18 protein-coding genes are annotated in these 23,413 nt (G+C 73.0%); 9 read left to right on the top strand and 9 right to left on the bottom strand.

Annotation, left to right across the window (positions count from 1 at the left end):
• Window positions 1-28 precede the first annotated feature (28 nt).
• On the top strand, window positions 29-778 hold the full coding sequence (locus AC07A4_RS05100) for a MerR family transcriptional regulator (RefSeq protein ID WP_478593156.1): 750 nt from the start codon (window positions 29-31) through the stop codon (window positions 776-778).
• A 114-nt stretch (window positions 779-892) separates the two neighbouring features.
• Here AC07A4_RS05100 and AC07A4_RS05105 read toward each other — a convergent pair whose 3' ends face one another.
• The 4 genes from AC07A4_RS05105 to AC07A4_RS05120 all read right to left on the bottom strand — a co-directional run bounded on the left by AC07A4_RS05105 (window position 893) and on the right by AC07A4_RS05120 (window position 6,746).
• Window positions 893-3,082, bottom strand: a complete 2,190-nt coding sequence (locus AC07A4_RS05105; RefSeq protein ID WP_478593157.1) for a 3-hydroxyacyl-CoA dehydrogenase NAD-binding domain-containing protein — start codon at window positions 3,080-3,082, stop codon at window positions 893-895.
• A gap of 47 nt (window positions 3,083-3,129) precedes the next feature.
• A complete protein-coding gene (locus AC07A4_RS05110) occupies window positions 3,130-4,344 on the bottom strand; it encodes an acetyl-CoA C-acetyltransferase (protein WP_478593159.1) in 1,215 nt (404 codons plus the stop codon).
• Window positions 4,345-4,407: 63 nt separating this feature from the next.
• On the bottom strand, window positions 4,408-5,550 hold the full coding sequence (locus AC07A4_RS05115; protein ID WP_478594346.1) for an acyl-CoA dehydrogenase family protein: 1,143 nt from the start codon (window positions 5,548-5,550) through the stop codon (window positions 4,408-4,410).
• Between the two features lie 53 nt (window positions 5,551-5,603).
• Window positions 5,604-6,746, bottom strand: coding sequence for a CaiB/BaiF CoA transferase family protein (locus tag AC07A4_RS05120; RefSeq protein WP_478593160.1), 1,143 nt, complete (start codon window positions 6,744-6,746; stop codon window positions 5,604-5,606).
• Between the two features lie 206 nt (window positions 6,747-6,952).
• Between AC07A4_RS05120 and AC07A4_RS05125 the strand changes: the two genes are divergently transcribed.
• Entirely contained in the window at window positions 6,953-8,140 is a 1,188-nt protein-coding gene (locus tag AC07A4_RS05125; RefSeq protein WP_478593161.1) for a saccharopine dehydrogenase family protein, read from the top strand.
• A gap of 85 nt (window positions 8,141-8,225) precedes the next feature.
• Here the strand turns inward: AC07A4_RS05125 and AC07A4_RS05130 are convergent, their stop codons facing one another.
• Window positions 8,226-8,930, bottom strand: a complete 705-nt coding sequence (locus AC07A4_RS05130) for an endonuclease V (RefSeq protein ID WP_478593163.1) — start codon at window positions 8,928-8,930, stop codon at window positions 8,226-8,228.
• Between the two features lie 171 nt (window positions 8,931-9,101).
• Between AC07A4_RS05130 and AC07A4_RS05135 the strand changes: the two genes are divergently transcribed.
• Window positions 9,102-9,401: a YciI family protein gene (locus tag AC07A4_RS05135; protein WP_478593164.1), complete on the top strand. Its 300-nt coding sequence runs from the start codon at window positions 9,102-9,104 to the stop codon at window positions 9,399-9,401.
• Window positions 9,402-9,435: 34 nt separating this feature from the next.
• On the opposite strand, the gene AC07A4_RS05140 is transcribed toward AC07A4_RS05135, so the two are convergent.
• Window positions 9,436-10,527, bottom strand: a complete 1,092-nt coding sequence (locus AC07A4_RS05140; RefSeq protein WP_478593165.1) for an oxidoreductase — start codon at window positions 10,525-10,527, stop codon at window positions 9,436-9,438.
• Window positions 10,528-10,926: 399 nt separating this feature from the next.
• Here AC07A4_RS05140 and ssgD point away from each other — a divergent pair, with 399 nt between their 5' ends.
• On the top strand, window positions 10,927-11,343 hold the full coding sequence (gene ssgD / locus AC07A4_RS05145; protein ID WP_478593167.1) for a spore wall synthesis regulator SsgD: 417 nt from the start codon (window positions 10,927-10,929) through the stop codon (window positions 11,341-11,343).
• Between the two features lie 96 nt (window positions 11,344-11,439).
• Here ssgD and AC07A4_RS05150 read toward each other — a convergent pair whose 3' ends face one another.
• Complete coding sequence (locus AC07A4_RS05150; RefSeq protein WP_478593169.1) at window positions 11,440-12,321, bottom strand: isocitrate lyase/PEP mutase family protein; 882 nt, start codon at window positions 12,319-12,321, stop codon at window positions 11,440-11,442.
• A gap of 447 nt (window positions 12,322-12,768) precedes the next feature.
• Here AC07A4_RS05150 and AC07A4_RS05155 point away from each other — a divergent pair, with 447 nt between their 5' ends.
• Both AC07A4_RS05155 and AC07A4_RS05160 read left to right on the top strand, forming a co-directional pair.
• Window positions 12,769-14,439 carry an ABC-F family ATP-binding cassette domain-containing protein gene (locus tag AC07A4_RS05155; RefSeq protein WP_478593170.1) on the top strand — a complete coding sequence of 557 codons (1,671 nt, stop codon included), beginning with the start codon at window positions 12,769-12,771 and terminating at the stop codon, window positions 14,437-14,439.
• Window positions 14,440-14,449: 10 nt separating this feature from the next.
• Window positions 14,450-16,807 (top strand): ATP-binding cassette domain-containing protein, encoded by a 2,358-nt coding sequence (locus AC07A4_RS05160; RefSeq protein WP_478593171.1) that lies wholly within the window; start codon window positions 14,450-14,452, stop codon window positions 16,805-16,807.
• Between the two features lie 42 nt (window positions 16,808-16,849).
• Here the strand turns inward: AC07A4_RS05160 and AC07A4_RS05165 are convergent, their stop codons facing one another.
• Window positions 16,850-17,737: a DUF4394 domain-containing protein gene (locus AC07A4_RS05165; protein WP_478593174.1), complete on the bottom strand. Its 888-nt coding sequence runs from the start codon at window positions 17,735-17,737 to the stop codon at window positions 16,850-16,852.
• Between the two features lie 319 nt (window positions 17,738-18,056).
• On the opposite strand from AC07A4_RS05165, the gene AC07A4_RS05170 reads away from it, so the two are divergent.
• From AC07A4_RS05170 to AC07A4_RS05180, 3 genes are all read left to right on the top strand, one after another.
• On the top strand, window positions 18,057-19,256 hold the full coding sequence (locus tag AC07A4_RS05170) for a PucR family transcriptional regulator (protein WP_478593177.1): 1,200 nt from the start codon (window positions 18,057-18,059) through the stop codon (window positions 19,254-19,256).
• 204 nt (window positions 19,257-19,460) lie between these two features.
• Window positions 19,461-20,429: an acyl-ACP desaturase gene (locus AC07A4_RS05175; protein ID WP_478593179.1), complete on the top strand. Its 969-nt coding sequence runs from the start codon at window positions 19,461-19,463 to the stop codon at window positions 20,427-20,429.
• A gap of 106 nt (window positions 20,430-20,535) precedes the next feature.
• Window positions 20,536-23,013, top strand: coding sequence for a hypothetical protein (locus AC07A4_RS05180; RefSeq protein WP_478593181.1), 2,478 nt, complete (start codon window positions 20,536-20,538; stop codon window positions 23,011-23,013).
• A gap of 21 nt (window positions 23,014-23,034) precedes the next feature.
• Here the strand turns inward: AC07A4_RS05180 and AC07A4_RS05185 are convergent, their stop codons facing one another.
• Window positions 23,035-23,295 (bottom strand): WhiB family transcriptional regulator, encoded by a 261-nt coding sequence (locus AC07A4_RS05185; protein WP_478593183.1) that lies wholly within the window; start codon window positions 23,293-23,295, stop codon window positions 23,035-23,037.
• Between the last annotated feature and the right edge of the window lie 118 nt (window positions 23,296-23,413).

Genomic DNA, 23,413 nt, shown 5'->3' on the forward strand with positions numbered 1-23,413 from the left:
GCACGACCGGGGGAGGCGACGCACCGCGATGACCACGGACGCGGAGGAGTCGACATACGCGCACGGCTCGTCGACGCTCACCGTCGACGAACTGGCCGCGCGCGCGGGTGTCACGGTGCGCACCATCCGCTTCTACAGCACCAAGGGTCTGCTGCCGCCGCCCGTGATCGGCCCCCGGCGCGTGGGCCACTACGGCCCCGCGCACCTCTCGCGTCTCGCCCTCATCGAGGAGTTGCAGCACCAGGGCATGACGCTCGCCGCGATCGAGCGCTATCTGGAACAGCTGCCGCCGGACCTGAGCCCGCACGACCTGGCCATCCACCGCGCGGTGGTGGCCTCGTGGGCGCCGGACACGACGGAGGACCTGGACCTGGCGGAGCTTGAGCGGCGCGCGGGCCGGGCGCTCGCCGCGGCGGACCTGGAGCGCCTCGCGGCGATGGGGATCATCGCGTACGAGCCCGGGGCGCGGCGCTGCCGGGTGGATCCGGGGCTGCTGCGCCTGGGGGTGCGGCTGCTGGACGTGCCGATCCCGCACGAGACGATCCTGGCCGCCCGCACGGCGCTCCTGGAGCACGCGCGCTCGGCCGCGCACGAGCTGTCGCGGCTCTTCCGCGACGAGGTGTGGGGGCCGAGCAAGGAGCGCGAGGCGGGCCCCGCGCACGTGGCGGCGATGCGGTCGCTCTCGGCCCATATGCAGCCGCTGGTGGTGCAGGCGCTGGTGACGGCGTTCCAGCGGTCGCTCAAGGAAGAGCTGAGGGAGTGGCTCACGGAGCCGTGAGCCCGGAGCTGTGAACTCGGCGCCGTGAACTCGGCGCCGTGAGCCCGGCGTCGTGAACTCGGCGCCGTGAGCCCGGAGCCGTGAGCCACTCCCCCTCAGGCGGGGCGGGCGCGCTCAGCCGTCGCTGAACTTCTCGCCGCGCTCCGCCTTCTCCACGAGCAGCGCGGGCGGCGCGAACCGCTCGCCGTAGCGCTCGGCGAGCTCCCGCGCGCGGGCCACGAACCCGGGCAGGCCGCCGTCGTAACCGTTGATGTACTGGAGCACGCCGCCGGTCCAGCCCGGGAAGCCGATGCCGAAGATGGAGCCGATGTTGGCGTCGGCGACCGACGTCAGCACGCCCTCCTCAAGGAGGCGCACGGTGTCGAGCGCCTCGGAGAACAGCATCCGCTCCTGCATGTCCACGAACGGGATGCCGTGCCCCGGCTTGGCGAAGTGCTCGCGCAGGCCCGGCCACAGGACGGTGCGCCTGCCGTCGTCGCCGTACTCGTAGAAGCCCTTGCCGCCGCTGCGCCCCGGGCGGTCGAACTCGTCGACCATGCGGTCGATGACGGCCTCGGCGGGGTGGGTGGTCCAGGTGCCGCCCGCCTCCTCCACGGCGCGCTTCGACTCGTTGCGGATCTTGCGGGGCAGGGTCAGGGTGAGCTCGTCCATCAGGGACAGGACCTTCGCCGGGTAGCCCGCCTGGGCGGCGGCCTGCTCGATGGACGCGGGCTCGATGCCCTCGCCGACCATCGCGACGCCCTCGTTGATGAAGTGGCCGATGACGCGGGAGGTGAAGAAGCCGCGCGAGTCGTTCACGACGATCGGCGTCTTGTTGATCTGGCGGACGAGGTCGAAGGCGCGGGCCAGGGCCGCCTCGCCGGTGCGCTCGCCCTTGATGATCTCCACGAGCGGCATCTTGTCGACGGGCGAGAAGAAGTGCAGGCCGATGAAGTCGACCGGCCGCGATACGCCCTCGGCGAGCAGGGTGATGGGCAGCGTGGAGGTGTTGGAGCACAGCAGGGCGTCGGGCGCGACGACGTCCTGGATCTCCTGGAACACCTTGTGCTTGAGCTCGGGGTTCTCGAAGACGGCCTCGATGACCGCGTCGCAGCCCGCGAGGTCGGCGGCGTCACCGGTGGGGGTGATGCGGGCGAGCAGCGCGTCCGCCTTCTCCTGGGTGGTGCGGCCCCGCAATACGGCCTTGGCGCACAGCTTCTCCGAGTAGGCCTTGCCCTTGGCCGCGGCCTCGGCGGACACGTCCTTCAGGACGACGTCGATGCCCGCGCGGGCGCAGGAGTAGGCGATGCCCGCGCCCATCATCCCGGCGCCGAGGACGGCGGCCTTGCGGACCTGGCGGGGCTCGACGCCCTGGGGGCGGTTGGCCCCGGAGTTGACGGCCTGGAGGTCGAAGAAGAAGGCCTGGATCATGTTCTTGGAGGTCTGGCCCGTGACCAGCTCCGTGAAGTACCGGGCCTCGATGGTCAGCGCGGTCTCGAAGTCGACCTGGGAGCCCTCGACGGCGGCCGCGAGGATGTTGCGCGGGGCCGGGTAGGGGGCGCCGTTCAGCTGCTTCTTCAGGTTGGCGGGGAAGGCGGGCAGGTTGGCGGCGAACTTGGGGTGCGCGGGGGTGCCGCCGGGGATGCGGTAGCCGGGCGCGTCCCAGGGCTGCTGGGACTCGGGGTGGGCGTCGATGAAGGCGCGGGCCTTGGCCAGCATCTCCTCGGTGGTGGCGGCCACCTCGTGCACCAGGCCGTTCTCCAGGGCCCGCCGCGGGCTGTACTGGGTGCCCTGGAGCAGCACCTTCAGGAGGGCGTCGGCGATGCCCATGAGGCGGACGGTACGGGTGACGCCGCCGCCCGCGGGGAGCAGGCCGAGGGTGACCTCGGGCAGGCCGATCTTCGAGCCGGGGGCGTCGAGCGCGATCCGGTGGTGGCTGGCGAGGGCGATCTCGTAGCCGCCGCCGAGCGCGGCGCCGTTGATGGCGGCGACGACAGGCTTACCGAGGGTCTCGATGCGGCGCAGCGAGTTCTTGATGGCGGTGCCGGTCTCGAAGGCCGCCTGGGCGTTCTCGGGGCCGACCTGGATCATTTCCTTCAGGTCGCCGCCCGCGAAGAAGGTCTTCTTCGCGGAGGTGTAGATGATCCCGCGGACGGAGTCCGGGTTCTCGGCGATGGCGGCCTCGGCGCGCTCGGCGATGGCCGCGATGGAGTCCTTGAACGCCTGGTTCATGGTGTTCGCGGACTGGTTCGGGTCGTCGAGGACGAGGGTGACGACACCGGTGTCGTCCTGTTCCCAGCGGATGGTGGTGCTCTCGGTGGTCATCTGGTGTCTCCGTAGAAGTCTGTCGAGGGCGAGGGACCGCTGGCGGGTTACAGGCGTTCCACGATGGTCGCGACGCCCATGCCGCCGCCGACGCACAGCGTGGCGAGGCCGAACCGCTTGTCCTGGCGCTCCAGTTCGTCGACGAGCGTGCCGAGGATCATCGCGCCGGTGGCGCCGAGCGGGTGGCCGAGCGCGATCGCGCCGCCGTTGACGTTGACCTTGTCCAGGCTGAGGCCCATGTCCTTGACGAACTTCAGGACCACGGCGGCGAAGGCCTCGTTGATCTCCACCAGGTCGATGTCGTCGATGGTCAGACCGGCCTTGGCCAGGGCCTTGCGGGTCGCGGGGGCGGGCCCGGTGAGCATGATGGTGGGCTCGGACCCCGAGACCGCCACGGAGACGATCCGGGCCCTCGGGGTCAGGCCGTAGCGCTCGCCGGTCTCCTTGTTGCCGATGGCGACGAGGGCCGCGCCGTCCACGATGCCCGAGGAGTTGCCCGCGTGGTGGACGTGGTCGATCCGCTCCACCCAGTGGTACTTCTGGAGGGCGACCGCGTCGAAGCCGCCCAGGTCGCCGATGTCCTTGAAGGACGGCTTCAGCTTGGCGAGCGTGTCGGCGGTGGTGCCGGGCCGCATGTACTCGTCGTGGTCGAGGACGGTCAGACCGCTGCGGTCGGTGACCGGGACGACGGACTTGGCGAACCGGCCCTCCTTCCAGGCGGTGGCGGCGCGCTCCTGGGACAGGGCGGCGAACTCGTCGACGTCGCGCCGCGTGTAGCCCTCCAGGGTGGCGATGAGGTCGGCGCCGACGCCCTGCGGGACGAAACCGGTGGCGAGGTTCGTCATCGGGTCGTTGAACCAGGCGCCGCCGTCGGACGCCATCGGCACCCGCGACATCGACTCGACGCCGCCCGCGAGCACCAGGTCCTCCCAGCCCGAACGGACCTTCATCGCGGCCATGTTGACCGCCTCCAGGCCGGAGGCACAGAAGCGGTTCTCCTGGACACCCGCGACCGTGTCCGGCAGGCCCGCCGCGATGGCGGCGATCCGCGCGATGTCGGAGCCCTGGTCGCCGACGGGCCCGACGACGCCGAGGACGATGTCGTCGATCGCCGCCGGGTCCAGGCCCGGGGAGCGGCGCTGGATCTCGTGGAGGAGGCCGGTCACGAGGTCGATCGGCTTGGTGCCGTGCAGGGCGCCGTTCGCCTTGCCGCGGCCGCGCGGGGTGCGGATCGCGTCGTACACGTACGCTTCGGAGCTCACTGGAAAGCCTTTCGGGAGGGGCGGTCGGGGCGTGCCGGGGGGCAGCGGAAGGCCGGTCGGGGGTCAGTCGAGGAGGGCGCGGCCGATGATCTCCTTCATGATCTCGGTCGTGCCGCCGTAGATGGTCTGGACGCGGCCGTCGGTGAACGCCTTGGCGACGCGGTACTCCGTCATGTAGCCGTAGCCGCCGTGCAGTTGCAGACAGCGGTCGGCGACCCGCTTCTGCAGTTCGGTCGCCCACCACTTGGCCATGGACGCGTGCACCGCGTCGAGTTGCCCGTTCGAGTGATCCTCGATGCAGCGGTCGAGGAACGTCCGGGTGACGGCGCACTCGGTGGCCATCTCGGCGATCTCGAACCGGATGTGCTGGAGCCTGGCCAGCGGCCGGTTGAACGCCTCGCGCTCCTTGACGTACGCCGTCGTGATCTCCAGGAGGTGCTCGGCGGTGGCGATCGCGGCGACGGCGATCGCCATGCGCTCCTGCGCGAGGTTCGTCATCAGGTGCACGAACGCGCCGTTGAGCTCGCCGAGCAGGTTCTCCTTCGGCACGCGTACGTCGTGGAAGAACAGCTCGGCGGTGTCCTGGGCCTTCTGGCCGATCTTGTCGAGGTTGCGGCCGCGGGTGAAGCCGGGCGTGTCGCGCTCGACGACGAGCAGCGAAAGGCCGTGCGCGCCGCCCTCCGGGGTGGTCTTGGCGACGACCACGACCAGGTCGGCCAGGATGCCGTTCGAGATGAACGTCTTGGCGCCGTTGAGGAGCCAGTGGTCGCCCCGGTCCTCGGCGCTGGTGCGGATGCCCTGGAGGTCCGAGCCCGCGCCGGGTTCGGTCATGGCGACGGCGGTGATCAGCGAGCCGTCGCAGAACCCGGGCAGCCAGCGCCGCCGCTGCTCCTCGGTGGCGAGGCCCGTCAGATAGGGGCCGATGATGTCGTTGTGCAGGCCGATCGCGAGGCCCGCGGCGCCCGCGCGCGCGAACTCCTCGGCGAGCACGGCGGCGTAGCGGAAGTCGGGGTTGCCGCCGCCCCCGTACTCCTCGGGCACGGCGAGTCCGAGCAGGCCCTGCTTGCCCGCGGCGCGCCAGGCGTCCCGGGAGACGACGCCGTCGCGCTCCCACTGCTCGTAGTGCGGCAGGACCTCCCGGGTGAGGAAGGTGCGCACGGTGTCGCGGAACGCGTCGTGCTCGGCGCCGAAGATCTGCCGTTCCATGGTCTTGCCTTCCATGGTCTTCCGTTCCGTCGTCGTGGGTGGGTTGCCGCCGGTCACGGGCGCCTGTCCGCGTCGAGCAGGGCCGGTACGTCCCAGTCGCGGGCGACGGCTTCGGTGTGGGCGCCGGGCAGCGCGGGCCCGCCGCGCACGGCCGTGGGCGTCGCCGAGAAGCGGGGCGCGGGCGCGGGCTGGGTGATGCCGCCCGCCTCGGTGAAGGTGCCGCGGGCGGCCAGGTGCGGGTGGTCCGGGGCCTCGCGCAGCGAGAGCACCGGCGCGACACAGGCGTCCGAGTCCTCGAAGAGGGCCGTCCACTCCGCGCGCGTACGGGTCTTGAAGCGGGCGGCGACGGCCTCGCGCAGCTCGCCCCAGCGCGCCAGGTCCTTGCGCGCCGGGGCCACGTCCGCGAGGCCCATCAGCGCGATGAACTCGTCGTAGAACCGTTGCTCCAGAGCGCCCACGGCCATGTGGCCGCCGTCCGCCGTCTCGTACGTGCCGTAGAACGGACAGCCGCCGTCCAGGAGGTTGGCGCCCCTGCGGTCCTGCCAGCCGCCCGCGGCCAGCATGCCGTGGATCATCGTGGACAAGTGGGCGGCGCCGTCCACGATCGCGGCGTCCACGACCTGTCCGATGCCGTGCGCGCGGGCGTGGTGCAGCGCGGCGAGCACGCCGACGACCAGGTACAGCGAGCCGCCCGCGTAGTCCCCGAGGAGGTTCGCCGGGATCGCGGGCGGCTCCTGCGGCGCCCCGATCATGCCGAGGGTGCCGGTGAGGGCGATGTACGCGATGTCGTGCCCGGCGCGCGGCGCCAGCGGCCCCCGCTGGCCCCAGCCGGTCATGCGGCCGTAGACGAGCGCCGGATTGCGGGCGTGGCAGTCCTCGGGGCCGACGCCGAGGCGCTCGGCGACCCCCGGGCGGTAGCCCTCGATGAGCACGTCCGCGCGCGCGGCGAGGTCCAGGACGCGGTCCGCGCCGCCGGGTGCCTTGAGGTCGACGAGCACGCTGCGCTTATTGCGGTTGGTGATGTCGTAGGCCGGGTCGATGGCGAGCCCGGCGCCGCCAGGGCGGTCGACCCGTACGACGTCGGCCCCGAGGTCGGCCAGGAGCATGGCGGCGAACGGTCCTGGCCCGATGCCCGCGAGCTCCACCACGCGCACCCCGGCGAGCGGACCGTGAACGTCCTTGTCCGGCACTGCCATTGAGCCCCCAGCACTGTGACACAACCGATGTAACACCAGTGATGCTAAGAACGTGTTCCAGCGGGCACAAGCCCTTGACGACCCCGAACGAGCAAGCGCTTAGCGGGGTGGAGCCCGCCGGCCGCTGTCCGGCGGTGCGCGGCGCCCGTCGGCGGCACGCTAGCCTCTGCCTCCGACAACGGCGCGGGACACGGCTGAGAGGTGCCATGACCAGTCACGAAAAGGACCGTCCGTACGACATCGCGCTTTTCGGGGCGACGAGTTTCGTGGGGGTGCTCACCGCCGAGTACCTCGCCGCGCACGCCCCCGAGGGGCTGCGCTGGGCGATCGCCGGGCGGGACACGGCGAAGCTGGAGCGGCTTCGCGAGCGCCTCGCCGCGGACCACCCCGCCTGCGCCGGGCTCCCCGTGCTGCGCGCGGACGCCGCCGACCCCGCCTCCTTGCGCGAACTGGCCGCCCGCGCCCGCGTGGTCGCCACGACCGTCGGCCCCTACCTCGCCTACGGCCAGGACCTGGTCGGCGCCTGCGCGGACGCCGGAACGGACTATCTGGACCTGTCGGGCGAGCCGGAGTTCGTGGACCTGATGTATGTACGGCACGACGCCCGCGCGCGGGAGACCGGCGCGCGCCTGGTGCACGCCTGTGGCTTCGACTCGGTCCCGCACGACCTGGGCGTGCGCTTCACCGTGGGGCAGCTGCCCGAGGACGTGCCGCTGCGCGTCGACGGCTACGTCCGCGTCCACGCCCGCTTCTCCGGCGGTACGTTCGCCTCCGCGCTCCAACAGGCCGCGCGCGGGCGGCAGCTGGCCGCCGCCGCCCGCGACCGGCGGCGGCACGAGCCGCGCCTGGTGGGCCGCACGGCGTACGCGCCGCCCGCGCCGCCGCGCTACGCCGCCGAGGTCGGCGCGTGGGCGCTGCCGCTGCCGACGATCGACGCGCAGGTCGTGGAGCGCTCGGCGCGGGCCCTTTCGCGCTACGGGCCCGACTTCCGCTACCGGCACTACGCCGCCGTGAAGTCGCTGCCGGTGGCCGTGGGCGGGGTCGCCGCCGTCGGCGCGCTCGTCGCCGCCGCGCAGCTGCCGCCCGCGCGGCGGTGGCTCTCGGGCCTGCTCAAGCCGGGCGAGGGGCCGGACGCGGCGCGGCGGGCGGCGAGCTGGTTCTCGCTGCGGTACGTCGGCGAGGGCGGCGGGCGCCGGGTGTTCACCGAGGTCTCCGGCGGGGACCCCGGCTACGGCGAGACCGCGAAGATCTTCGCCGAGTCGGCGCTGTGCCTGGCCCTGGACGAGCTGCCGCCGGTGGCCGGGCAGGTCACCCCGGCCGTCGCGATGGGCGGACCGCTGACCGAGCGGCTGACGCGGGCGGGCATCGGCTTCCGCGTGGCGGCGGTGCGCTGATCCCGCGCCCCGGCCGAGCGCGCGGCCGCGTGCTCGGCCCCGTACCCGGCCCCGTACCCGGCCCCGTACCCGGCCCCGCGCTCGGTCAGCCCGTCGCCGCGCGCAGGGCCGCGCGGCACAGGGCGTCCGCACGCCGGGTGGTCTCCGGCAGCCGGTAGCGGGGCGTCAGGCGCAAGGTGTGGGCCCGCGCGCCCGCGAGGTCCACCCGGTGCCCGACGGAGACGAACACCGGCTTCACGCCGTCCCGCGTGCGCAGGGCGCTGCCCACCTCCTCCGCCCCGTCGAGCAGCGGCGCGGCGCTGCCGCGGGCCTGCCCCGGCGCCTCGTGCGCGAAGGTGAAGGGGTTCTTGGCGACGCCGATCGTGGGGTGTCCGGTGAGCACGCCGAGGTGGCTGGCGAGCCCGAAGCGGCGCGGGTGCGCGAGGCCGTAGCCGTCGCACACCACCAGGCCGGGGTCGGCGCGCAGCGCGCCCAGGGCGGCGAGGACCGCCGGGAGCTCGCGGAAGGCCAGCAGCCCCGGCACGTACGGGAAGGCGACGCCCCCCACCGCCGTCGCCTCCTCCACGACGTCCAGGCTCGCCGCGTCCAGGACCACGACCGCCGCGGCGACCACGTCCCGCTCGTCGTCGTAGGCGACGTCCACGCCGGTGACGTGCCCGGTGCCGGGCGGCGGGCCCGGCTCGTCGAGGACGACGCGGGCGCGCAGGGCGTCCTGGACGGCGCGCGCGGCCCGCTCGTCGGCGGGCCAGTCGGCGGGCAGGGGCGGGATCGTCACCGTAGGCGTGTTCATGATGACGCCACCCTATTCACGGGTCTCGCCTTCACGGGTCTCGCCTTCACGGGTCTCGCCTTTACGGGCCGCGCCTTCACGGGCCGCGCCTTCACGGACCGCGCCTTCACGGACCGCGCCTTCACGGACCGCGCCTTCATGGGCCCCGCCGGGCCGAGTAGCCTCCTGATCATGTTTGTCATGGAGCTCACCTACACCGCCCCGGTCGACCGCGTGGACGACCTGCTCGCCGCGCACGTGGCCTGGCTCGACGCGCAGTACGCCGCGGGCGTGTTCCTCGCGTCGGGGCGCAAGAACCCCCGGGACGGCGGGGTGATCCTCGCCGTCGGGGACAGCCGCGAGCGGATCGAGGAGCTCGCGGCGTCCGACCCCTTCACCGTCGGCGGGGTGTGCGAGTACCGCATCACCGAGTTCTACGCCACGAAGACGGTCCCGGCGCTCGCCGACTACCGGGAGCCGCTGCCTTCCTGACGCGTTCCGCCCTGACGCGTTCCGCTCACCCCGCTCAGCGCGCTTGGAGGCGGGCCGCGCGGCCCTTCTCCCCCGCCGCCCAGCAGCCGAGGTCCGGCGCGCAGTCCACGGTGTCGTACGAGCCGCCGTCGACCGTGCGCCAGCTGCGGCCGCCGTCCCGGGTGAGGTCGGTGCCGGTGGGGCCGACCGCGAGGGCGGCGGTGCGGCTGTGCGGGAGCCAGGCGACGCCGGAGCGGTAGGCGGGCGCGGGGCGCGCGGACGGCCGCCAGGTGCGGCCGCCGTCGCCGGTGGTGGCCGAGGCCTGGGGCGAGGGCTCGCCGGTGCGGTAGTCGCCGCCGACGGCGATGCCGTGCGCGCGGTCGCGGAAGGCGAGGCCGAAGACGCCGCGGGCCGGGTCGCCCGCCGGGATCGGCGTGTCGGTGGCCGTCCAGGTCAGACCGCGGTCGGCGGAGTGCAGGACGCGGGAACGCGCGGCGCCCCCGGTGGCCAGCCAGACGTCGCGCGGGCCCGAGCTGACCAGGCACTGGCCGCTGGCGGCGAAGCCCGCCTCGCCGTCCTGCGCGGCGGGCATGCCCCGGTCGGGCAGGACCTTCCAGGAGCGGCCGCCGTCCGCGGTGGACAGGATGCGGTACTTGCCGTCGACGGGGTCGCTCATGGCCAGGCCGTGGCGGCGGTCGAAGAACGTCATGCAGTCGTAGAAGGCCTTGGAGTCGGGGTTGCGGAAGGACTCCGTCCAGGTCGTGCCGCCGTCGGTGGTGCGGTAGACGCGGGAGGCCTCGCCCTCGCCGATCGCGAGCGCCACGGCCCGGCGCCCGTCGAACGCCTCGACGTCACGGAACTCCAGGCCGGACGCCCCGGGCGGCGACACGTCGCGCCACGTCCGGCCGCCGTCGGCGGTGCGAAGGACGGTGCCCCGGGAACCGGCGAGCCACGCCGTGCTCCGGCTGACGGCGGCGAGGCCGCGGAAGCGGGCGTCGGTGCCGGTGGGCGTGAGCCGCCAGGACAGCCCGGCGCCGGCCTTGCCCTCACGCGCGGCGTCCGGGGCACCGGGTGCGGCGGGTGCCGTTCCGGGTGCGGCCTGTGCCGTTCCGGGACCGGCCAGCGAGGCCACGGCGAGCGCCGCCACACCGAGGGCCGTCCCCAGACCGCCCCTCAGCCCGCCGCCCCTCAATCCGCCCCTCAGCCCGTCCCTCGTACGGCCCGGCGCCCGTCCCACGAGCCCGCCCCTCACACGACCCACCGGCATCGCACGCCCCCTGGTTCTCGCCGTCCCCACGCGCTGCACGCGCTTCATGGCGGGCGAAGCTAGCCGACCGGCCCGGCGGCGTCCAGATGGCCGAACCCGGGCACCCGGGCGGGGGGCCGCGGGAACCGCCCGGGGTTCCACGATGTCGCGGTGACAGAGGTCACTCGCTCCGAGGGGGCCTCGCGTGCACGCATCTCCTGATTCCGACGTCTATTCAAGTGCCCGACCCGCGTCGTGCACACCCAGGTCGTCCAGTCGTCAGCAGCAAGGGAGCAGGCCTTGTCCACTGTCATCGAGCAAGCCGTCGAGGCCCGCCTGGTCGCCGCGGCGCCCCGGATGCCGACCATCCCGGCCACGCTCCGCTACGACCAGCGCGACCCGTTCGCCGTGCGCATGAGCTTCCCGGCCCCGGCGACGCTGGAGGGCGTCGAGGTGCACTGGACGTTCGCCCGCGAGCTGCTGGCGCACGGAGTGGAGAGCCCGGTGGGCGACGGCGACGTCCGCGTGCGGCCGTACGGGTTCGAGCGCACCGTCCTGGAGTTCCACGCCCCGGAGGGCACGGCCATCGTGCACGTCCGCTCCGGCGACCTGCGCCGGTTCCTGCAGCGCACGACCGCCCTCGTCCCCGCCGGGCAGGAGCACCGGCACGTGGACCTGGACCAGGACCTGGCCGACCTGATGCGGGACGCCTGCTGACCTCGGCACGCCTGCCGGCCTCGGGTCGCGCGACGGCCGCGCCGTCACCGCCCGGAGCCACCACCCGAAGTCACCGCCCTGAGCCGCCATCCAAAGTCACCGTCCGAACAGCTGGTTGACCTCGCCGAAGTCGAGGCCGTCCGCCAGCGATCCGTACGTCCCCTCGGTGAGCAGTTCCCGAGCCGCCCGGCGGACCAGCGCGTGCGCCGCCTGCGCGAGCCCCGAGCCGACGCTGATCCGCGCGACGCCGAGCGCGGCGAGCTCCGCCACCGGCGGCGCGCCGGGGCCCGCCATCACGTTGACCGGCCCGTCGATCCGCGCCACGAGCGCCGCGACCGTGTCGGGGTCCACCGCTCCGGGCACGAACACCCCGTCGGCCCCGGCCGCCAGGAACGCGGCGGCCCGCTCCACGGTGAGCGCGAGCCGGGCGTCCGGCCGCTCGCCGACCCCCCGCAGATAGGTGTCGACGCGCGCGTTCACGAACAGGGGCACGCCCGCCGAGTCGGCGGCCCCGCGCACGGCCGTGATCCGCTCCGCCTGCTCGGCGACCGGCCGCAGCGGCTCGCCCCCGTCGTACAGGCCGTCCTCGATGTTCACGCCGACCGCGCCCGCGGCGAGGACGGCGCGCGCGGTGTCGGCGACGCCCGCGGCGCCCTCGGCGTAGCCGCTCTCGATGTCGGCGGTCACGGGCACGGAGACGGCGTGCGCGATCCGGGTGAGCGCCCCGAGCGCCTCACCCCGCTGGAGCCGGTCGCCGTCCCCGGCGCCGAGCGCCCAGGCGAGCCCCGCGCTGGTGGTGGCGACGGCGGCGGCCCCCGCCGTCTCGACGAGCCGGGCGCTCACGGCGTCCCAGGCGTTGGGCAGGACGAGCGGGGTCCCTGGGACGTGCAGCGCGCGGAAGGCGGCCGCGGTGTCGGCGCGAAGAGCCGTGTCGGTGGCGGTGTCGGTGGCGGTGGCGGTGGCGTACTGGGGTGTCATGCCCGGCATGCAACCAGCCGCCCGCCCACCGGGTCTGGCGAGAATCCGACACGGTCGTCCGGTCCCGGTCCCGGTCCGGCACGGCCGCCCGGAAAGCCGTCGCGGAAGCCGTCCGGAAAAAAGCCGTTGACGCGCGTCCCCGCCCCCTCCTACCGTTCATCTCGGTTCTGTTGCCGCCGATTGGAGAAGGACGTTGCTCGTCTGAGGTCTGGAGACACCGCGTCACGCAGCTGTCGACCGCTGTGTGCGTCTGGTGCGACCTCGGCGTACGAGCCGTCCCGCCCCGGCACAGGGCCCTCTTCTCTGTCAGACCTCGGGTCAGACCTCGGGTCAGACCTCTGATCAGGCCCTTGCTCCGGCCCCTGACCGGCCCACCGGCGTCCACGGCCCGCCCGCGGTGTCTCCCACGCGTTGCCCTTGACCACGCCCAAGCAACCGCGAGGCCCCATGTCTACCGCCCCCACCGCTTCCATCACCTGCACGTCCCTGTCCTTCACCTGGCCCGACGGCACCCCCGTCCTCGACGGCTTCCAGGCCGCGTTCGGCCCCGGCAGAACCGGCCTCATCGGCCGCAACGGCTCGGGCAAGTCCACGCTCCTGAAGCTGATCGCCGGTGAACTCACCCCCGGCGAGGGCACCGTGCGCACCGCCGACGACGTCGGCTACCTGCCGCAGAACGTCACCCTCGACACCCGCCTGCGCGTCGACGAGGTCCTCGGCATCGCCGGGACCCGCGCCGCGCTGCACGCCATCGAGGCGGGCGACGCCAGCGAGCGGCACTTCGCCGCCGTGGGCGACGACTGGGACGTCGAGGAGCGCGCCACGGCCACGCTCGACCAGCTCGGGCTCGGCCACGTCGGCCTCGACCGCACCACCGGCGAGGTCTCCGGCGGCGAGTCGGTCCTGCTGCGCCTGGCCGCGCTGCTGCTGCGCCGCCCCGGCGTGCTGCTGCTCGACGAACCCACCAACAACCTCGACCTGCACGCGCGGCGGCGCCTCTACGCGGCCGTCGACGCCTGGTCCGGCGTCCTCGTGGTGGTCAGCCACGACCGGGAACTCCTGGACCGGGTCGACCAGATCGCCGACCTGCGGGACGGGGAGATCAGTTGGTACGGCGGCAACTTCTCCGCGTACGAGGAGGCGCTCGCCGTCGAGCAGGACGCGGCGGAGCGCATGGTGCGCGTCGCCGAGGCCGATCTGCGCAAGCAGAAGCGCGAACTGGCCGACGCCCAGGTCAAACTGGCCCGCCGCAAGCGGTACGGCCAGAAGATGTGGGACCAGAAGCGCGAACCGAAGATCGTCATGGGCAACCGCAAGCGGGCCGCCCAGGAGTCCGCGGGCAAGCACCGCATCATGCACGAGGAGCGGCTCACCGAGGCCAAGGAGCGCCTCGACGACGCCGTCGATGCGGTGCGGGACGACGACGAGATCCGCGTCGACCTGCCGCACACCGCGGTGCCGCCGGGCCGCTCCGTCCTCACCCTGATGGACCTGACGCTCCGTTACGGGGCCCGGGTGCAGGGCGGGTTCGACCTGCGCGGCCCGGAGCGGATCGCGCTGATCGGCCGCAACGGCGCGGGCAAGACCACCCTCCTGCGGACGATCGCGGGCGAGCTCGCCCCGGACGCGGGAGAGGCCGTGGCCCATGTGCCCCTGCGGTTCCTGCCGCAGCGGCTCGACGTGCTCGACGGGGAGCTGAGCGTCGCCGAGAACGTGGCCCGGCAGGCCCCGGACGCGACCAACAACCGCGTCCGGGCCCGCCTGGCCCGGTTCCTGTTCAAGGGCGCCAAGGCCGACCAGCTGGCGGCGACCCTCTCGGGCGGCGAGCGGTTCCGGGCGGCGCTCGCGGCCCTGATGCTCGCCGAGCCCGCGCCGCAGCTCCTGCTGCTCGACGAGCCGACGAACAACCTCGACATGGCGAGCGTCCGGCAGCTGGCCACGGCCCTGGACGCCTACGAGGGGGCGCTGATCGTGGCCAGCCACGACCTGCCGTTCCTGGAGTCCATCGGCATCACCCGCTGGCTGCTGCTCGACGGGGAGCTCAAGGAGATCACCGGCCAGGACCTCGCGGAGGACATCGAGGAAATCACGACAGGAGCTGTCGGGTATTCCGCCTAGCGTCGGGTGCATGCACGAGGTCACGCACGCACCCGACAGCCCCTCCCCCGCAGCCCCCACCACCCCCACCGCCCCCGTGCCCGCCGGGTTCCCGCCCGGCGGGCACGCCCACATCACGCTCACCGGAGCCCGCGAGAACAACCTGAAGGAGGTGAACCTGCGCATCCCCAAGGGCCGGCTCACGGTCTTCACCGGCGTGTCCGGCTCGGGGAAGTCGTCGGTCGTCTTCGACACCATCGCCGTGGAGTCGCAGCGCCAGCTCAACGAGACCTTCACCTGGTTCGTCCGCAACCGCCTGCCGAAGTACGAGCGGCCGCACGCGGACGCCATCGAGGACCTGGCGCCCGCGATCGTCGTCGACCAGAAGCCGGTCGGCGGCCACTCGCGCTCCACCGTGGGCACCATGACGGACATCTACTCGGTGATCCGGGTGCTGTTCTCGCGGCACGGCACCCCGAGCGCGGGCACCGCGACCGCGTACTCCTTCAACGACCCGAGCGGCATGTGCCCCGAGTGCGACGGGCTCGGCCGCACCGTGCGGCCCGACTACGACCGCATCCTGGACCCCGCCCGGTCCCTCGCGGACGGCGCGATCCGGTTCCCGCCGTTCGCCGCGGGGACCTGGCACGGCCAGACGTACACCCACAGCCCCGACCTCGACCCGCACAAACCGGTCGGCGAGTTCACCGCCGAGGAACGGGCCTTCCTGCTGCGCGGCCACGGCACCGTGAACGTCGACAACACCGGCGGCGCCCGGGACACCGCCTACGAAGGGCTCGCCGACCGCTTCGAGCGCCTCTACCTCAAGCGCGACCTGTCGACGATGTCCCAGAAGACCCGCGACATGGCCGAGGCCTTCCTCCACGAAGGCCGCTGCCCCGCCTGCGACGGCGCGCGCCTGAACCCGGCCGCGCTCGCGACCCGGATCAACGGCCTGGGCATCGCCGACTGCGCCCGCATGGAGGTCACCGACCTGATCGCGGAGCTCGCCAGGATCGACGACCCGGTCGCGGGCCCGATCGCGGCGGCGGCCGTCGCCGCCCTGGAGCGCGTCGAGGCGATCGGGCTCGGCTACCTCAGCCTGGACCGCGAGACCGCCACGCTCTCCGGCGGCGAGGGCCAGCGCCTGAAGATGGTGCGGCACCTGGGCTCCAGCCTGACCGGCATGACGTACATCTTCGACGAGCCGAGCGTCGGGCTGCACCCGCGCGACGTGGGCCGCCTCGGCGACCTGCTCCTTCGGCTGCGCGACAAGGGCAACACCGTCCTGGTCGTCGAGCACGACCCGGACGTCATCGCGATCGCCGACCACGTCGTCGACATGGGCCCGGCCGCGGGCGCCCACGGCGGCCTGGTGGTCTTCGAGGGCACCCCAAGCGAACTGCGCGCCGCCGACACCCTCACCGGCCGCTTCCTGAACCGCGCCACCGAGGTGAAGGCCCACCCGCGCGAGCCCGTCGGCGACGCCTGGATCAAGGGCGCCGACCTGCACAACCTCAAGGACGTGAGCGTACGGGTGCCGCTCGGCGTGCTCACCGCGGTCACCGGGGTCGCGGGCTCGGGCAAGAGCACCCTGGTGTCCGGGGCGTTCACCGCGCAGCACCCGGACGCCGTGGTCGTCGACCAGTCCGCCATCGGCGTCTCGGGCCGGTCGACCCCGGCCACCTACCTCGGGATCATGGACCGGGTGCGGGCGCTGTTCGCGCGGCACACGGGCACCAAGCCCGGCCTGTTCAGCTTCAACTCGGGCGGGGCGTGCGAGCGGTGCCAGGGCCGCGGGGTCAGCTACAGCGACCTGGCGTTCATGGACCCGGTCACGACGACGTGCGAGGCCTGCGCGGGGCGGCGCTTCAAGGACGAGGTGCTGCGCCTGACGGTCGGCGGCGCCTCGGTCGTGGACGTCCTGGACATGACCGCCGAGCGGGCGCTCGCGTTCTTCGCGGACTTCCCCGACCCGGCGGTGCGCCGCCGCCTCGGCGCCCTGCGGGACGTCGGGCTCACCTACCTCACGCTCGGGCAGCCACTGAGCACGCTCTCGGGCGGCGAGCGCCAGCGCATCAAGCTGGCCACGCAGCTGCACCGCACGGGCACGACGTACGTCCTGGACGAGCCGACGACCGGCCTGCACATGGCCGACGTCGACGGCCTCCTCGCCCTGCTCGACCGGCTCGTCGACACCGGGAACACCGTGCTCGTCGTCGAGCACAACCTGGACGTCGTCAAGCACGCGGACTGGGTCATCGACCTCGGCCCCGACGGGGGCAAGCACGGCGGCCGGGTGGTCTTCGAGGGGACGCCGCGCGAACTCCTCGCGGCGGAGGGCTCGTTCACCGCCGAGCACCTGCGGCGCGCGGTGCGGGGGGACTGAGGACCGCCGCGGCCCGGAAGCGGCCGGGCCGCGGCGGAGCCGTCAGCCCCGGAGGGGATAGCTGCCGGTCAGCGAGATGGCCAGATCCGTGATGTTCAGGGGGAACTGGCCGAGGGAAGCGGTCTCACCGGTGAACAGGTTGACGCTGTAGAGGGACGGGTTGCTCGCGCCGTACGGGGTGAGCGAGGCGAAGGCGGCGTTCGTGGTGGCCTTGCCGTTGCTCAGCGTGGTGAAGATGTCAAGCCCCGCGTTGGCGCCCGCGTCGAGCCCCAGCGAGCCGATCGACGACAGGGTGCCGTTGTTGGCCGGCGCCTGGACGACGAGTTGGTCGACACGGGTGTCGACGTCGAACAGGAGGGTTCCGGTGGAGCCGTTCAGGTCGTTGTTCGTGTACGCGGCCGCGGTGACCCCCTTGGCCGGTCCGGTGAGGGGCGGCGTGGTGAGCGTCGTGTCCTCGACCGTGGTGTGGTCGTTCAGGTTGTGCCGCAGGTTCTGGCCATTGTCACTGATCACGCGGAGCCGGTCGGCCGCCGGGTTGAAGTCGACGCCGAAGTTGGTTCCGTAGAGGTCGACCTTGAGCTGGGAGACCTTGGTGACGACCACGTCCGGCACGGCTGGTGGGGTCTTGATCGTGTAGATGCCGCCCTTGTCGCCGACCCCGTACATCGTGTTGTTCTGGACGCGGAAGTCGATGCCGATCAGCTTCTGGTCGCCGGACAGGCCGTTGATCGTCCTGACCCAGTTGAGGACGGTCGGCTGATCGGTGGTGAAGGTCGCCATCAGAGTGCCGTCGCCGGTGATCCCGAACGCCCTCAGACTAGGGGCAGCGGGTGCGGCCGAGCCGCTGCCCGGCGCGCTCATGACGAGCGCCGTCGACGCGGTCAGGACCGCGGCTGCCACCGCGAGTCTTTTCCTGATCGCTGATTTCATGGGTGTTTCCCTCCCGTTGACGCGCGGGCCATCGCCTGGCGCGAGCCCGCGGCATGTGGTTCCTGGGTGCCCGGTGAATGCCGGGCCAGCTCGGTTCGAGCACGAATGCAGGACTTTCGGGCGGGCAGTCGGCTCCCATTAAGCCGAGGCCGCTCCACCCTCACAAGCGCATCAGCCCGGTACGCGCCCCGGCCCCGGAAACTTTGCGCAGCATGACAAAATCACGGCCGCCACGAAGGCCATTGATTCACCCACTGTGATAAACCCCGGCCGGATTTCCCCTGTCGACCCGTTCCGCCCCGATGCCACGCTCACCCCCATGGAGAGCCTCTACGCCGAACTGGCCCGGCGGGCGACGGCGAACGCGCGCCGGGAGGTCGAGGCGTACGCGCGGGAGATTCCCGAGCTCTGCTTCTTGGACGCGAATCAGCGAAGCAGGGCCGAGACCATGGAGTACTCGGTGTGGTTCCGCCGCCGTACGCTCGAACTGTCGCCGAATAACAGCGCGTTGACTCCTGATGACCTCGGATACATCGGCTCCATGGGCGCGTCGAGGGCCGAGGCGGGAATGTCGCTGGAGTCGCGGCAGCGAATTCTCAGGCTGCACACCGCGCTCATGCTGCGGGAGGTCAACGAGGCGGTGGAGGCGCAACGTGGCGGCGGTGTCGACGACCTCATCGGGATGATGGGCTGGTTCGCCCCGCAGGGCGAGCGCGGCACCGCCGCCTACTGCCGGGGATTCCTGGGCGGGCTCCGCCGTCGGCTGCCGTACGTGGAGCAAGTCGCCCTGCTTACACGGTGTTTGCTGGCCGAGGACGTCATGGCCGCGCAGCTGGCCCCGGCCGTGGGCATGGAGGTGCCGGAGTACTGCGCCGTGACGGTGGTCCGGGTGCCGCACCCGCCGCGCGGCGGCGCCGCCCTGGACCGCGAGATCGAGGCGCTGGTGAAGACCCACCGGGTGCCGGTCGCCTGGCACGCGGGGGACCGGGGCGGCGAGCTGCTCGCCCTGGTCCCCAGTACGAGTGAACATCTGCGCCTGCACTCCGCGCCGGACCTCGCGCACGACCTCGTGCGGGACTTCGCCGGGGCCCTCGGCGTGCCCTGCGCGGCCGGGACCGCCACCGCGCGCCTGCCGGGCCTCGCGGACGCGCTCGGGCGGGCCCGGCGGATCAGCGAGGCCGCCCCGCCCCGGCAGGCGCCGCCGGGGCCGGGGGCGCACACGCTCGCGGACGTCTTCGTGGAGCTGGCGGTCGCGGACGCGCCGTCCCTCGACGCCTGGCTGGCGAGCGTGGCCCGGCGCCTGGAGCCGGGACCCGACCTCCTGCGCACGCTCGACGCGTACTACCGCTGCGATATGAACCGGGGCGTAGCGGCGGCGTCACTCAACGTCCACCCGCGCACGCTTGACTACCGCCTGCGCCGGGTCCGGGAGCTCACCGGCATCACCCCGGGGTCGACGCGGGGCGTACGCATCCTCAGCTCGGCGGTCAGCCGACGGCTGTCCGGCGCCTGGCACTGAGAGCACCGAGAACGCTGGGAACGCCGAAATCGCGGAACCCCGGCATCCGACCCCTGGGGCGCGGGAGCGTTCGCTGAGACCACCGTCACACCTTTACAGCGGGCTTAACCTACGGGTACGTAACCTACGATGCCGTAGGTTGATTCCGCTTCCGGTGCTCCCCGCGCCGGTCCCCGCCCGTCCCCACCCCTCCCAGGAGCCCCCGTGACGATCGCCTCTCCCCATCTCGGCAGCCCGGACACCTGGACCGACGCCCGGCTCCTGTACGCGCTGGAGGAAGTGGTCGAGACCGAGCTCAACCGTCATCTGAAGGTCGCCAAGGACTGGATGCCGCACGAGTACGTGCCGTTCTCGGACGCCCGCAACTTCCCCGGCCTCTTCGAGGACGGCCAGGCCTGGGAGCTGGAGCAGTCCCCCGTCACGGACGTCGGCCGCATCGCCCTGGTGGTCAACCTGCTCACCGAGGACAACCTGCCGAGCTACCACCACGAGATCGCCACGCTCTTCGGGCGCGACGGCGCCTGGGGCACGTGGGTGCACCGCTGGACGGCCGAGGAGGGGCGCCACGGCATCGTCATGCGGGACTATCTGCTCGCGTCCCGCGCGGTGGACCCGGATCAGCTGGAACGTTTCCGCATGGCACATATGAGCGAGGGGTTCGAGTCGGACAACCGGCACTCGATGCTTCACTCGGTCGCGTACGTGGCCTTCCAGGAGCTGGCCACGCGCATCTCCCACCGCAACACGGGGCACCAGTCCGGTGACCCGGTCTGCGACCGGATGCTGGCGCGCATCGCCACCGACGAGAACCTGCACATGGTCTTCTACCGCAATCTCCTCAAGGCCGCCTTCGAGCTCGCCCCCGACGCGACGATGGCCGCCGTGCGGGACGTGGTGGTCGGCTTCCGCATGCCCGGGCACAGCATTCCCGGTTTCGAGCGGGCCGCCGCGAAGATGGCGATCGGCGGGGTGTACAACCTCCGCATCCACCACGACGACGTGCTGCAGCCCGTCATCCGCTTCCTGAAGGTCATGGAGGTCCCCGGCCTCGGCCCCGAGGGGCTGCGGGCCCAGGAGGAGCTCGGCCTCTTCCTCGACGGGCTCGACGCGGAGGCGCGCCGCTTCGACGAGCGCCTGGCCGCCCGCCGCGCCCGCCTGGCCGCCCGGGGCTGACTTCCGGAACCCGTCCCCCCAGGGCCGCCCCGCCCCGATTTACGGCTCCGCCGCCCGGTGCCATGTTGGGCGGACAAGGCACGTCGTCGTCGACCCCTGGGGGTGGATGGGAGTGGCACAGACCCACGAGTGGATGTTCTACGAGGTCATGTGGCGCGGCTGGGCGGACCGGGCCCGGGTGCCCTACCCCGTGCCGTGGTGGGCACAGGCCGCGTTCCGGCGCTGGAGCGAGGACTTCGACCGGGGCACGTACGACTCGAAGGAGGCCGCCTTCGCCTCGAACGCCCTGTACCGCTACTGGCACATGGTGGGCGTGAAGGACCACCGCCAGGAGTCCCTGATCGGCCAGGCGGGCGAGATCGAGCCGGTGTACGACAAGTACGCCCTGTCGTTCTTCCTGTACGACCCGGCGGCGGGCGCCGTGCGCCTGCCGCAGCTCGCCGAGGGCGGCACGGTGGCGCAGCGGATCGAGGCGCCGCACCTGCCGGTGGTCGTGACGTCCTTCCGCACGGCGGACGGCGTCGCGGTCACGCAGCGGACGTTCGCGACGGCGGTCGGCGCCCGGCAGCGGGACCTCACCGTCACACGGCTCGGCGTGAGCAGCCCGGACGGGCGCCCGCGCGAGGGCTGGCTGTGCGCGGCGGTGCTGCCCGCGGGGCCGAGCGGGTTCCAGCGGCACGACCGGCGCGGGGAGCAGCTCACCGACCGGCGGCTGACGTTCCTGCGGTATCTGCCGGACGAGGCGCGAGTGGAGACCAACAGCGGCTGGGGCCCGGTGTTCGACGCTCCGCCCGATCACTACGGGGTGTACGGCAACCCGGACTTCACTGCCGACCCGTCGGCGTACCTGGTGCGCAGCCCGTTCCACGACCTGGTCACGGGCGGCAAGCTGAACGCGGCGCTCCAGGCACAGGACCAGGTGGCGGGCCTGTGCAGCGCGGCGTTCGGCTGGCAGTTCCGCGTCGAGGGCGAGGAGGAGTTCACGCTCGACGTGCGGCTTCCGGTGGACCTGTACAGCGGCGCGGACGACCTGGCGGAGCTGCGGGCCGTGCCCGCGGCGGAGTTGGAGGAGGCGAACCGCTCGTTCTGGACGGCGAAGCTGCTCGGCCATGGGCTGCGGCCCCTGCTGCCCGCGCCGGTGGCGCATCTGGCCGACCTGTTCCGGCAGGCGCGGGCGCAGCTCCTCGTCCTGTCCGACCACGGCGAGATCCACCCGGGCCCCACGGTCTACGACTCGTTCTGGATCCGGGACTCCTCGGTGGAGGCCACGGCGTGTTCGCTGGTCGGCGACGCGGCCCTGGCGGAGCGGCAGTTGGGCACGCACTATCCGCTGCGGTTCAACCGGGGCACGGGCCGGATCGGGCCGTGCGCCGAGTACGGCTTCTACGGCGGCCCGCACGAGCGGGACGACCGCGAGTGGGACAGCAACGGCCAGGCCCTGTGGGCGATCGGCCGCTTCGACCGCACCAGCGGACCGGCGGCCGCGTTCGGCGCGAAGCTGTACACGCCGTACGTGCTCGACGGGGCGCGCTGGCTGCGCGACAACCGCGACCAGTACGGCCTGCTGCACAGCGGCTGGAGCGCCGAGCACCTGGGCGAGCGCGACAAGCCGCACTACTGGGACGACCTGTGGGGCCTCGCGGGCCTGTACGAGGCGGCGCGGCTCGCCGAGCGCCTCGGGACCCCCGAAGTCGGTGAGCTGTGGGACGCGTTCGACGACCTGAAGCGGGCCACGGCCGCGTCGATCCACTGGGTCCTGGACGAGCAGCGGCGGCGGGGCGAGTGGGAGACGTACATCCCGACCGGGCCCGGTGACGTCGGGCGGCGCGACTCGACGATGATCGGCGCGGCGGCGTACTTCCATCCGCTGCGGCTGCACATGGGCGACAAGCTCGGGGCCGGCGTGGACCGGGCCGCGCGGTGGACGCTCGACACCATGTACGCGCGCTTCGTGACCGGCGGCTTCCGGCACGAGGCGGCCTGGAACGCCTACGGTCCCTATCTGACCATGCAGTTGGCGCACGCGTACCTGCTGGCCGGTGATCCGGCGCGGATGGACGCGCTGCTCGGCTGGACGGTGGCCGCCGCGTGGCCGCGCACGGAGGACCGGGCGGTGGCACTCGGCGCCTGGAACGAGCAGCACGCCTTCCCCGTCGCCTCCGACTACCGCGAAGTGCCCCACCGGCACTGGTACATGGGGGACATCCCGCACGGCTGGGCGGCGGCGGAGTATCTGCTCCTCGTCCGCGACCTGCTCCTGTTCGAGGCGGACGAGGACCGCGACCCCCATCTGTACATCGCGCCGGGGGTGCGCCCGCACTGGGTGCCGGACGGCGAGGCGGTGACCGTGGAGGCGGCGCCGACGCTATTCGGCGCGCCCTTCGGCTACCGGCTCGGCCACGACGTGGACGCGCGCACGGTGACCGTGGAGATCACCGAGGCCCCGGAGCGGGTGCGCTACGTCTACCCCTGCCGCTTCGGCGCGGTGCGGGCGGCGACGGCGGACGGCCTTGACCTGCCCGTCACGGGGGACGATGTGCGCGTACCGGCCGGGGCGCGGCGGTTCACGGTCACCTACGCCTAGCGAGGGCCCTGGGGCGGGCTCTCAGGCGGGGCGTGCGGCCTGCTCGCGCCGCAGGTTCAGCCGCTCCTTCTCGGAGAGTCCGCCCCAGACGCCGAACCGCTCGTCGTTCTCCAGCGCGTACGCGAGGCAGGCGGTGCGCATGTCGCACATGCGGCAGATGGACTTGGCCTCGCGCACGGAGCTGCCCGGGTCGGGGAAGAAGAAGTCGGACCCGGTCTGCGCGCACAGCGCCTGCTCCTGCCAGGTGAGGTCGGGCTCGGCCATGGTGATGTCAGTGTGCATGGGGTGATCCTGCGGGACCGCACGAAACAAGCGATCAACGTTCGATCAACGAGCCGCCCCGGAGCCGTTCACTCACGGCGACCGACCGTTCGGAATGCCCTTACCGTACGGACCCGGG

The organism is Streptomyces sp. NPDC043996 (assembly GCF_056435225.1).